10 protein-coding genes are annotated in these 12622 nt (G+C 46.6%); 1 reads left to right on the top strand and 9 read right to left on the bottom strand.

What is annotated here, in order from left to right; translation table 11 throughout:
• Positions 1-182: 182 nt before the first annotated feature.
• The gene (locus QUA80_RS22160) at positions 183-383 is read right to left on the bottom strand and encodes a helix-turn-helix transcriptional regulator (protein ID WP_015175486.1); all 201 of its coding nucleotides are present in this window, start codon (positions 381-383) and stop codon (positions 183-185) included.
• 161 nt (positions 384-544) lie between these two features.
• Here QUA80_RS22160 and QUA80_RS22155 point away from each other — a divergent pair, with 161 nt between their 5' ends.
• Complete coding sequence (locus tag QUA80_RS22155; protein ID WP_015175487.1) at positions 545-763, top strand: hypothetical protein; 219 nt, start codon at positions 545-547, stop codon at positions 761-763.
• A gap of 183 nt (positions 764-946) precedes the next feature.
• Here QUA80_RS22155 and nrdJ (QUA80_RS22150) read toward each other — a convergent pair whose 3' ends face one another.
• From nrdJ (QUA80_RS22150) to QUA80_RS22115, 8 genes are all read right to left on the bottom strand, one after another.
• On the bottom strand, positions 947-2011 hold the full coding sequence (gene nrdJ, locus QUA80_RS22150; RefSeq protein WP_333427227.1) for a ribonucleoside-triphosphate reductase, adenosylcobalamin-dependent: 1065 nt from the start codon (positions 2009-2011) through the stop codon (positions 947-949).
• A 253-nt stretch (positions 2012-2264) separates the two neighbouring features.
• A complete protein-coding gene (gene nrdJ / locus QUA80_RS22145; protein ID WP_333427225.1) occupies positions 2265-3509 on the bottom strand; it encodes a ribonucleoside-triphosphate reductase, adenosylcobalamin-dependent in 1245 nt (414 codons plus the stop codon).
• Between the two features lie 405 nt (positions 3510-3914).
• Positions 3915-4604: a hypothetical protein gene (locus QUA80_RS22140; RefSeq protein ID WP_333427224.1), complete on the bottom strand. Its 690-nt coding sequence runs from the start codon at positions 4602-4604 to the stop codon at positions 3915-3917.
• A 30-nt stretch (positions 4605-4634) separates the two neighbouring features.
• Positions 4635-4919, bottom strand: a complete 285-nt coding sequence (locus QUA80_RS22135) for a hypothetical protein (RefSeq protein WP_333427223.1) — start codon at positions 4917-4919, stop codon at positions 4635-4637.
• Positions 4920-5202: 283 nt separating this feature from the next.
• Positions 5203-7365, bottom strand: coding sequence for a DUF4394 domain-containing protein (locus QUA80_RS22130; protein WP_333427222.1), 2163 nt, complete (start codon positions 7363-7365; stop codon positions 5203-5205).
• Between the two features lie 687 nt (positions 7366-8052).
• On the bottom strand, positions 8053-9720 hold the full coding sequence (locus QUA80_RS22125) for a hypothetical protein (RefSeq protein WP_333427221.1): 1668 nt from the start codon (positions 9718-9720) through the stop codon (positions 8053-8055).
• 205 nt (positions 9721-9925) lie between these two features.
• A complete protein-coding gene (locus QUA80_RS22120; RefSeq protein ID WP_333427220.1) occupies positions 9926-10879 on the bottom strand; it encodes an ABC transporter ATP-binding protein in 954 nt (317 codons plus the stop codon).
• 619 nt (positions 10880-11498) lie between these two features.
• A complete protein-coding gene (locus QUA80_RS22115; RefSeq protein ID WP_333427226.1) occupies positions 11499-12614 on the bottom strand; it encodes a DUF6745 domain-containing protein in 1116 nt (371 codons plus the stop codon).
• Between the last annotated feature and the right edge of the window lie 8 nt (positions 12615-12622).

Raw genomic sequence — 12622 nt, 5'->3', positions numbered from 1 at the left:
TTGTTGCCTGGAAGCAACTTTTCCCTCTTCACTCCGAAAATGGAGCGATCGCACGCACTGAGAATAGAGCGAGCGCGCGCAAACTTGACATGCTCCCGTATTTGCTCTTGTAAATTAGTAGGAATATCATCTGGAATTCCACCTCTTATCATGTTGCTATTAGTTACCAAAATAAAAAAAAATTAATCTACCAAATCGTCTAAGGAAAGCTTCAGGAGGTCGCACAATGCTTTCGTCTGTTCGAGATAGAGTTTTGGAATATGTCTGCCCGCTTCCCAATTTTTCACAGTGGTTACAGTCACGCCCAATTCATCAGCAACTTGCTGCTGCGTCAAAGACAGCGATTGGCGTCGCTGTTTGAGTTTTTCCCCCACACTACTCATTCACTGCACCGATTTCAGAATTCCTATGGTTAACTTGACTTAACCAAAAATTGTCCGTAGTATCAGAGGAGAACATCACGTTCGTCAGAAAGCCAGTGCGTCCCGGCTACCAACCTATCAGCACTGGCTCTGGCTCCCATACGTATGGAGACAAGTTAATTATGCCTTACAAAGAACGACTTTACCCTTGGGTTATGGTTCGTTTGCTACCCAAAATGCAGCGGTTGACAGTTGGTCAGTTCCGCACTCGATCGGATGCGGACGGTCATCTAGAGATTCTCCGTCGCTTGGTTCCTGGCGGGAAATTCGCGGTGATATTTAACCCCGACCTGCTAGAATCCCAGCAAGCTGACACTTGCGACAGAAGATTCGATCGGTAATTTTCAAATAACCCCTTCCCGGACACGGGGAGGGAGTGACAATTAGTCGTTGGGTGGGGGCGGGTTTACGAGATTATTGATTTTAGGCAATTATGGTTGGTGAACCCACCCCTACGATTTTTGCTGAACCAGCACTTAAAAACATAAAAAAATCCCCCGTTTGGGGGATTTTTTTCAACGCTATTACATAGCCTTAGTCTCCGGCATCAAACACTTATCAGAATCGCAGCCCGCCGGCCCCGAATCCATCATTTCACCCAAGTCATAGCGACTTAGTGCCGCATGAAAAACATCTATTTCGCGGCGCGCTAAACTCTCTTCCACCATCTTGGTGTAAGTTTCCTTGTTTATCGGTTCAAAGGGCAAACGCGGGAAAGTTTCAAGAGCATCAAACCGAGCTAAAAGCGCTGCGGAAATGTAGCCTTCATCATCGCGAATCGCTTCATAAATCCGAGTGCCCAAACTTTCCACTTCATTTTCGCGCAGTTCAATGGTGGCCGAAGTGTTATGTCTGACATAGAACTTTTGCACCTGCATATAAAAGTCCATTTGTGCCGCCGCTGAGAACTTGTTAATATCAATTTCATCAGCACCGGGCAAGTCAGCCCAACTTACCGCAACAGGTATTTCTACCAGCCATTCCGTGCAGCGTTCGTCGAAGGGATTGTTCAGCAAATTGCCGTTTTCATCCTTGTCAGATTGAGACGGAATCACGTTGTATCCGTAGTCGATGCAGGCGAGGGCTACAGGGTCGTTTTTGCCGAAAGTGATGCGGCGAATGAAACGCTGGGCTTTCGGCGGATGCCACCCCGGCGAAGCACCTGTCAGCAGAGATTTAGTACCCGACGGTTGAACCGTTGTGCAGCGATTTGGGCGTTTTAAGGAATGGCGATCGCAATAATCCCATACTACCCGATTCACAATCTCGCGCCAACCCGTCAAATACTCTTCTTCCCGCTGTTTAAAAGCGATTCCTTGCGGAGTTTGCGGGCGGCCTTCCACCCACCAGCGCAGCCACTCAACGCCAAAAGCGTGAACGAAGAAATCGAACAATCCCGTGAAAGATACGCCGACAATAGGGTCTAGTTCGCGGCTGTATTGATAGCGGGGTTCAAGAAATTTGTGATTGAGAAGTACCGCCACAGATAGAGCCGCAGCCCTGAAAGCTTCCTCCTGTTCTTTGAAATTGTAAGGGTCAATTTGGTTGAGGTGAACCTCCGCCAAATTACAGTGGAAGTTAGAGCCGATGATTTCCAGTTTTGTTACCCTAAAGGCTTTTTATCCTTTAGTTCTACAGATTCCATTTTACCTGTAGCTCGGCGTACTTTTTCATTTACTGTAGTTGTAAATGCCCCGCACTCTTGCCAGGATTATATTCTTCAAAAAAGAAGGTTCACCCGGTACGCTCTACGGTGGTAAAGGATTTTTAATTCCCCTACTTACCTCGGAGTTAACATCTCAGTCTTCTCCGATTTTGCGAGGTTTTTTACGTGAGGCAAAATTACTTACCACACGGGTTTAAGCCCATACGGACTAACCGATGCTCTAATTCTTCCGCACTCATATTAGGATGGCGTTCCTGCAACCAATCTTTAGCTTTTCCTTCGTCGTAAGCTTTCAAAAACTCACTTCTAAGACTCGGTGTTGAAAGTAAATCAACGTTAGATCGAGCTACAGCTTCCCCGGCCCATTGAATCGCACCTTCCCCGCTGTAATACTGTTTGCGGACAGCATCAATACATTCTTCTAGTGTAGGTTTGGTATGGAAAACTCGCGTATGGTTGGCCATCCGAAGGGCATCGCGTTCTGGATCTATTCTCCAGTTGCCGCTTTCATCTTGTTGCCACAAATTATTTTTAGCATTTGCTCCGAGTTCGTCATCAGCATAAAACTGACGCATTCCGGCCGATCTTCTAATGTTTCCAGCAACAATTGTCACCGCCGCTTCATCTATCAACACGCAGCATTCAACTGAATTTAACTGCCGCCCTAAAGCTTTATTCAAAATAGCGGCGCAGCGCTGATAAAGGTCGGGTAATTTCACGGGATTTGCTACTCCGCCAAAACCTTTTAAAGGTTCTCCCACCGGACGAACGTCGCTCAAATCGATAAATACTTGAACTTCTCCTGCAAATCTTTCATCTGTGGATAATTCCAGCAAAGTTTGATAGGAGTTTACCCAACCTTGGCGAGAATCTCCGACATAAATAGTTGCGGTTTTTTCTGCTATTTTTACTTCTGTTTCTTGACGGCGCAACTGGGCGGGTGTATAGCCGATTTGGCCTTGCATGGTTAGGGTTAAGCGGTTGCGAATCGGCGGCAGTTGGCTAATATATTGTGCTTCCAAGACTGCGCCGGTGCCGCAGCCCATCATTGCCAAATCCATCAACAAACCAAAGGAACGCCAGTCGAGAATATTTGTTGAGGAGCAATTATATGCGCCGGAAAAATTCTCTGGTTGCTCGATCCATTTGCTGCCGCCTACCCACAGCCAGCGGCCTGAAGCGAGGGTTTTGAGCTGGTTTTGCATCCGGTGCAGCAGTTCTGTTTCTTCGGGGGTGAGGTTTCCAAGCGATGCCAACCCCTTGACTGTTCGATCGCACACTTGGGCCCAAGTCTCCCTTCCCGTCTCGGTACGGCGGCTGTAAGTCCTGAAAAATACTGGATTGGCTGCGGGTGCTGTTTCAGGGAAATCAGACAGGTTGCGTTTCTCGCTGGCACTCGATCGTTCTAATTCTCGAACCATATGTTGTGTACTGACGTGTGGGAATAAATCAACAGACTACGAATATACAACAGGATTCAGATTTAGGGTAAAAGGTTAATATATTTGACAATTTGCACTAGATATGGGGCTTCGGACTCGGGAAGGTCGAGCGGGCGATCGCTACAGCCATTACACGGTGTAAGTTCCGTTTAAGGCGAGGCGATCGATAACGCTATTTTGAATCTCATCCGAGAATTCGGGAAACGGCTTTATCGCATGACTACTCTCTTTGCTTCCGCGCTTGAAAATGGAAATTATAATTCGAGAGTTAATCACTTATCACTTATCACTTATTAGACATCTTCCAAAAAGGCTGTGAAGAACAGGCTGGACGGCCTGTTCCACAATAATTATGGGAGATGTCTATTACTTATTATTACTTTATCAATCAGCGTGTCCGGTTAGTACCAAGACTAATAGTGTAAACCACCAAACGATCGGTGTGATTAATATTGATATCGGCACGATTAGAATGAAACCTGCAAATCTCGACCCAACCCTGGGTGTTTGCATAAATTGCAAACGGAGTGCCGCTGCAATTAGAATGGCTACTACCCAAGTCAAAATAGGTATTATATTATTCCAATCAATTTCGGTAATATTTCCGAAGAGATTGGCTAATGGATTGGTTAAAAAAAGCCAAATTCGATCGAAGTCTGTTAAGCCCAGAGAATTTTCTATCCAGAGATCGGCTTGACCGGGTTTGTGGCGGTAGTCATTAGAACCGCCGCATTGAAACGATTGTTCGCTGTATCTAATATTACACTGCGGTACTTTAAAGGGTTCTACCTTAAATTCAATCTCAAGCGATCGACCTTTCAGGTTCGTTCTACATCGATTGATGTTATTGGAGGCATCTTTCCAATCGCATGAAAAAGAATGTCCGGACACGATCGTCATTCGATGACCTTCACGAAGGGCTAACTCAGAGCTAGACCCTTCGCCAATTCTCAATTCTGCAACTGCTCCAGCTACAGAACTCGGCCCGCCCCAAAACATGATGCCGATCGCAATAATTAGGCAATAAGCGGCGATCGCAAAGGGAGAGTGTGGCAACCTTTTTTTTAGATTCATGATTCGAGTTCAATTTTAAGGAAAATAACTTTAACGAGTCCTTAAAAACTCAATATTCGGCAACAGCGGGTCTTGAACAACCCCCACACCGTTAAATCCCCAACGTTCCAGCAGTGTTTTCACAGATGAACCGGAAATCGATTCTACTCCGAATCGATCGGCAACCTCAGCAGCGTGGGCGTTGAGATAGCTCAAAGCTTCATAGTCTTCGCGAAACATCAGCAGGTAACTAACTGCCGCATCTGGATTGGGATTGGCACAGAGATATTTGCCGTCACTGCGGGAACGGAGCAAGTAAAAAACTTGAGATAACATCTTATCTTTGTTGTCAAAATAATATGCTACCTCAAGTTGGGAATTTTGAATTTGGAATTTTGAACTTGTACTCTCGCGTAGCCGAAGTATTGGGAATTGCCCAAACGATTTTAGATTGACAATTAGGACTAATGCCAACAGTCACATGACCATCGACTTGTAGCCAGTTGGCATTAGTCCTGCAATTTGAGAGTGTAGAAAAGTTGACTTTTTTTCAATTTCCCACCTAAAAAATAAATAATTGATGCCTAAAATCAATCTAAAATCGCTGGGAATCTAGCAGTTAAATCAAAGTCAGTGCTAAACCTTTAATCCCTCGCCCGTCACCAATTTGACCGACAATCGAAGCTTGACCGGTCGTCAAATTGATATTGTACAGGCTGGAAACTCCGCCAACCTCGATCGCAGCCAAAGCCGTCTCGTTACCGCCAACACTCCTGATATCAAAGCCGAGAACGGTACCTGCATCAATTCCCAAAGACCCGATCGTATTCAACACTCCGTTATTCGGCGGATCTTGACGCACCAAAACATCTAAATTGGTGTCAATCGCAAACAGCGTTGTCGAAGTTGCCCCGGCAAAGTTATTCACATACGCAGCCCCTGCTGCCGCGCCGGGATTGCCAAAATTGCGATCGCCCGCAGCATAAGTCAAATTCCCGTCGAGTTGAATTCCCCCCGTCAGCGTGTCAAAATCGACAAGTGCCCCGTTATCTGGGTTGAGGCGGGCGTTTTGACCGGCTTGATTGACAAACCGAATTCGATCGACCGTCGGATTGAAATCAAAACCCGCAGCCCCCGGAGTTAGGGGAACAGCAAACTGCCCGCTACCGACTGGACTTGCTTGCCCAGTAACGGGATTGATGGCGTACAAGCGATTGCTAGAACCCACACCGTATAACACACCGTTAGCGGGGCGAAAATCTATTCCCAGCAAACTTTCTCCCGGCAGCAACCCAGTAACTGCTGCGTCGCTGAGAATCGCCCGCGGTGCCGCCTCGTTAAAACCGACAATTGTTTCAGCGCCATTTCTGACAGTTAAAGCGTAAGCTGTAGGCAAAGGCAAAGCCAAACCGTTAATCTGTCTCCCGTCGGCAATTTGACCCGCGAAAGAAGCTTGACCGGTACTTAAATTGATATTGTACAAGCCCGAAACGCCACTAACTTCTAGCGCCGCTACCGCCACTTCGCGGCCGCCAACACTCTTGACATCAAAGCCGAGAACGCTAGTAGCATCAACTCCCAAAGATCCGATCGTATTCAACCCTCCATTATTCGGCGGATCTTGTCGCACCAAAACATCCAAATCGCTGTCAATTACAAACAGCGTTGTCGAAGTTGCCCCGGCAAAGTTATTCACATACGCAGCCCCTGCTGCCGCCGGATTTGACCCAAAATTGCGATCGCCCGCCCGGTAAGCTAAATTCCCGTCGAGTTGAATTCCCCCCGCCAGCGTGTCAAAATCCACAAGTGCCCCGTTATCTGGGTTGAGGCGGGCGTTTTGATCGGCTTGATTGACAAACCGAATTCGATCGACTGTCGGATTGAAATCAAAACCCGCAGCCCCCGGAGTTAGGGGAACAGCAAACTGCCCGCTACCGACTTGACTGGCTTCCCCGGTTCTCGGATTGATAGTATACAAGCGATTGCTAGAACCCACACCGTAAAGCAAACCGTTAGCCGGCCGATAATCTATTCCCAGCAAACTTTCTCCCGCTTGCAATCCAGTCACGGGCAAATCAGAGATCACACTTCCGGGATTGGAAAGACTAAAACCGACAATCCGATTAGCAGGAGTTAAAGCATAAGCCGTTGTCCGCGCTGGAGGCGGGGGATTGGGAACAACGCTGCTAATATTATTAGTGAAACTTGCCTGGTTAATCGCGATTTGTCTCACCCCTCTGAGAGTAGCGAGAAATTCTCCTGTTACCCGGTCTTGAATAACAGTATCGTTTCCAGCTTCGAGAATATTTAAGTCGCTAAAACTTAGACCTCCCGCCAAACCGATTAAATCTGTACCGACTGTAAAATCCGCGATCGCGTCCGCATTTGCCAAATTAACACCGCCGCTGGTACGGAAAGGGTCAGCCTCTGCGTAGCGCCTCAAAACAAATATGTCTGCCCCGTCTCCGCCTATCAGGATATCAGTATCTCGATCGCCCGACAAAACATCATTGCCGGAGTTTCCCGATATAGAATCGCTGCCTTTTCCGCCTACTAAAAAATCGTTACCTTCTCCGCCGTTAATAGTGTCGTTATCTAAATCTCCAAACAGCGAATCTTGACCCGAATTCCCATCAATTAAATCGCTTTGCTTACCTCCATAAATGCTGTCATTACCAGCGTTTCCGGCAATGGTGTCATTGCCCGTCAAACCAAAAATCAGGTCATCTTCTGGAGTTCCTGCTAACAAGTTTGCTTGGGCGGTGTCTCTAATTTCTGCCATGCTCTAATCACCCTCTAAATTTGATACTTCTGTTGCCTAACGGCGGCAGTATTCTCAGTCAAAATATCACACATTGGCACTTTTAGGATAGTTTTTCTTATTTTCGGCTGTAGGGGTGGGTTGGCATAAAAGTATTGCACGCAGCTAAAATGATATATAGCCTTTCTCAGTAACATGAGGTGCTTTCGCGGCTGCCGCGGCCTCCGTGACCTCCGCAGGCACAGGCATAGGACTCGCCCCCATACCTCACAACGCTTGATAACCGCTATATAAACCTGCCCCCGATTCAAATAAACCCACTCCTAAATACAGATCGCTTAGCCGTATTTTATAGTTCGGTGTGCAGCCAAGGGCGACCGCAGCTCAACTGCAAACAGGCAAGCTGAAATTTTTATCGGTGCGAACGTATGAAATTTTGTACTGCGTTCATTAGTAATATACGCTGACTCTATAATTTTGGATCTGTACAGTCAGAAATTATTTTTCAACTTGAGTCTTAAAACCTCAGAAGGTGGGCTTTGTCTGTGTAGCGGCGGCTACCATCGCTCAATATAAAGTCGATTATAAATGCGGAATTGGCATAATAAGTTAGTTGAACAGTCGTCTTCAGACGACTTAAGCTTTCAGGCAGGGGTTTAAATCCCTGCCTGAATCGGAGTTTCACGTTTGAGCTCTTCCCCTACTTTTTCAAGCTTTCAGCAGTGCTTTAGAAGCTGATTGCCCTGCGAGTTTCAGTTGCGACCTCAATTTGAAGTTCAACAACACCAAGACAGTCCACTGACTGAGTATAGATAGCAAAATCGTATTTCCTGACGCTGCCAGAGACGACGAAAACAAAAAGCCACCAAATGTTGAAGACAACCAGAGAATAGGAGCTTTTTCTGGGGTCAGCAATAGCATAGATAAAATCAGAGGCGGCAACAAGATAGCGCTGCCGACTGTCCCGATGGCCCAAATTTCCTGATTTCTGGTTTTGGTAAATAGGAATAGTTGGGTGATGGCTGCGTAAATTAGGATGAGATTCAGGCAGAAAATTACACCCCCAAATCCATTATTCTCAGATTTTTCCAACAGCGCCCAAGGTGTTAAAATTATTACTGAGCTGAGGAAATTGATCGCGATCGCAACTAAAGCCGGGCTTTTTTCGCTCCAAATTAAATCGAGTAGCGGGTAGCGCCTCCACAGCTTCTGACTGCTGGGAACGATTTGTTGACGATACCTCGCCCAATCGTACAAAGATTGTCTGTCAGATGTTAAAGCTGCAATTAAAGCTAAGAACATCAGCAAATTCAACATCAGTAAGGTGGGGAGACTGCTGCCTGATATGGGGTTTGATTGGAGTGCAAATCCTAAAATTATTGTCTGACAGCAGATAACTAGCAAATAACTTTGCCGCTTGCTCAAAACTGTAGCGCTGGGATTGGGAAAGCGGCGCTGCCATCCCTGCCACATCCAGTAGGTTCCTGTACTGCAAACCAAGAGAGACAAAGCAATGCCACTCGCAATATTTGTACCGACTGGCAAGTAAAACCATTGCAGCTTGTCTAAGTCTTCAACCAACGAATGGAACTCACCTCTATCAACTAGAAAAAGCTGATATCTCAGGATAGCAAGGGGAGACAAAAATTTGAACAAATCCCAAGCAGTTCGCGTGAAAGGGAGCGCAGAAATCCCAAACGTCACAAAAACCATACCGCTGGCCAACCAAGGTTGAAATCCTCCCAACCAACTGGTTGTCAATCCAAATAGCATCGCACTGCTGTAAAACAAAGCACAGCTAGCTGCAACTGCTATGTAGAAACATAAAATTTCATTCAGGGGTATTTGAGCGACTAATCCAGCGTACAAGTGCAGCGGTACGGCCAGAATTCCTGCTAGATACAGTAAAATTGGGACGCCGAGAATTTTGCCGAGAAAAATTGTTTTGGCAGACTGGGGACTGAGGCGAATAAAGTTGAGCGTGCCGCGGCGTTCCTCCTTGTCTAAGTCGCTGACAAGTAGATAAGTCCCTGCTACTAATAAAGCTAAGACGCTAAATATGCTCAGCCAAGCGAATATCTCCAGCCACCACTCCCGCCAGTTAATGAGAAAGTTGCCCAAGGCATCTCTGACGCAGATTTTTTCATAGGGATGGGGGTTATCTAAAGAGCAAAATCTGTGATAGATGGGGTAAGTGTACTCCCCATGAGGAGGGGTAACGGGAAGCTGGGCGTTGAAACACATCAACAGCAGCAGTTGAGCGCCCAGGGAAAGGGCAGAGGCGATCGCAATATTGCCAGTATTCAAGCGGCCTTTAATTTCTCGAAATAACTGGGGATTCCAGTTGCCTATTTTATCTAGTAAGTTGAGTGTCATTGGTTATTCGTGATTGGGAATGGGTGATGAGTTAGTTGTAACTCACTGTTAAACTATTCTCAATAACGGGCTCTCCGGCCCGTGAAGCGAAGAGTGAGTTTGATTTTGGGGTGCGTATCCTGCCCGCCCATAAAAGGCTGAATGAGCATGGTTAATCACTCAGTTATAACTCACTGTTTATTCTGGTAAACCGGAAACCAGCAAATTAAGATGCTTGCTGGTGTCCCATCTTGAGGAAGATGGTTTCTAAGTCTTCTTGAGTGCAGTGGAATTCGGTTAGGGGAATGTTGGCCGCGACGAGTTCGCGTAATAAATTTGCCGCATCTTCCGCGCTTCCTGAAAAATCAACGCACACCTGTTGAGTTTCCGAGATTATTGCCCAATTTTCCACCCAAGGAAAGTTTTTTAAGGCCGATGTTAGCGCTTCTAATTTATTTCCTAAAACCGACATAAAAATTTGCTGGCGGCTGAGGCGTTTGTAAAGTTCTTGTAAAGGTGCGCTTTCGACCAGATATCCGAGTTCCATGATACCCACCCAGCTACAAAGTTCGGCTAAGTCGCTGAGGACGTGAGATGATATGACTACGGTCATGCCGGCTTCTTGCAAAACTTTGATAATTTCGCGGAACTGCATTCGGGCGATCGGATCTAAGCCAGAAACGGGTTCGTCTAACAACAACAATAGCGGTTCGTGGATGATAGTTCTCCCCAAACTCAGGCGCTGTTTCATCCCCCGCGAGAGGGTGGAAATTAAGCTGTTGCGCTTGTTTGTTAGTTGCACGAGTTCTAAAACAAAGTTGATTCGCTCTCGGCGGCGCGGTTGCTGGAGGTTGTAGAGTCGGGCAAAATAGTCTAAATAATCCCAAACAGTCAAGTCGTCGTAGAGGGGAAAGTCATCGGGAAGAAAGCCGATGCGCTGTTTGAGAATCGGGTGCGATCGATCGCGCAACAACCTATCCCCGTTGATGTAAATTTCCCCTGTAGTCGGTTCCTCAGCCGCCGCCAACATCCGCAGCAAAGTAGTTTTGCCGGCACCGTTGGGGCCGATCAGTCCGCATACTTCGCCTGCTGCTACTTGCAAATCGATGTCATTTACGGCTATATGGCGATCGAATTGTTTCGTCAGCCCGCGAGTTTCTATTGCTAGTTGTTTTGCCATGTTTGGAGGGTGAATGAAGTTTTATTGGTGGATTCCTGGGAATCATAAAAGTTATATCGAGTCCGATTGATTTGAGGGGATTATTCGTGGGGGAGGGCGGGTTTATTTAACCTGTCTGCAAACTTTAAGCCTACTGGCGAACCCGCCCCTACAGCTAATGGACAATACTGCAATATCTCAGATAGATCCGATCCGTTATTACAAACGCCATGTCTTGTAGGGGCAGGTTCACCGACAATAATTGCCGAAAACAGACAATCTCATAAACCTGCCCCCTCGACTAATCTACCGGACACGATATTACGCATCAAAACCAAAGAAACCGGGTTTTTGTCGTTTTTACGGGCTATAACCCGTCTTCTGGGCAAAAAACCCGGTTTCTGGCCACCCGTGCGTAAATCCCGATCGCAATAGATGTCTGCAGCTAGCCTAGCCCGTTCTTCCAGGAATTGTCATCTCGTTTCTGAAATTAAAACAAAGACATTATCGATCGCTCAAATCCTTGCTAATATTAACTCTTCCTTCTTCCTCCTTCCCTCTTCCTTCTTCCTTCTTCCCTCTTCCTTCTTCTTCCTTCTTCCTTCTTCCCTCTTCCTTCTTCCTTCTTCCTTCTGCTATATCAAGTCTGCACGGAAAATTCCTCTGGATCGATATCCCAATTTACCCAGCTAATTGCCTCCCTAGCTGATGTCAGGTTAGGCGGCACTCTCAAAGCGTGAATGAATCCCGTACTCGGACAAGTCATTTTTAACAAACAAATCGGCTCGACATCGGCGTTATCTATTTGTAATAGTGCATATTCCTGCCAACTATCTATTTGTTCTGCTGACAACTCTTGACAAATGCGATCGTAACCAATTTCTTCAATTAACACTCGCCGAACTTCGGCATTCTCTTCTGTTAAAAGCCATTGGGATTGCCATTGATTGGGGTGGATTTGGCCGTATTCTTCAGGCAATCTGACGCCGTGATAATAGTAAAAATTCCATCCGTCCGCAAACTCAATGGCAGGTTCTCCTTCCGCGTGCAGGCGGTTTTGACTGTCAAAGCGCAGGTGGCGGGGGCGATCGCACACCGCGCAAATCTTTTCAAACGGAAATATCCAACCGCAATGCTCGAAAAGCTGCTTTTGGCAGCGAAGTATTTCTTGTGCCTTTTGGGAAAGATTGACGCCTAATGAAGAGATATACCATTGGGTCAAATAGATTTCTTTAAACAAAGTCGTGGGGGTTACAGGCAATTTCAGGTATATCAAATTAGCAGGCAAAACATTCCCCATCGTTCGTTCCGATCGCTTATATTCGTCAACGAATTGGTTGATTAGCGAACGCAGTGTGCTGTCTGCTTCGGACTCGATCGTCATGCAATCGAGCTCGTACTTCCACACCCCCGGACTTGCAAATTCTCCCACAGGGGACATCCATTTCCGCTCTAGATTTTTCCCCAATCTATTGCTGTATTCGTCTGAGTAGTTTTGTGAATGGTCGCGTTTGAGCAAGTTGAAGATTTGGAGACAAACGTCGCGGGGACTGCTGCAAATAATAACGGAGGGTTCTTCAAAGCCAATAGCGGCATAGGCAACTTTGATGGCTTCTGTGGCTTTTTGACCATCAATTGGTCTAGTCGAGAGAGTAAGACGTTTCTGTGCGAGGAGGCCTAACACGCACAGAGCGGTAATTTGATTGTTGTAGAGATCCAGTTTTGTCAGATTGGTGAGCGAGCGCAAGGCGCTGATATCGGTAA

The organism is Microcoleus sp. F4-D5, assembly GCF_036704885.1.
GTDB lineage: Bacteria > Cyanobacteriota > Cyanobacteriia > Cyanobacteriales > Microcoleaceae > Microcoleus.
The sequence above is the reverse complement of the archived record's forward strand: the minus strand, read 5'-3'. Positions and strand labels throughout refer to the sequence as shown.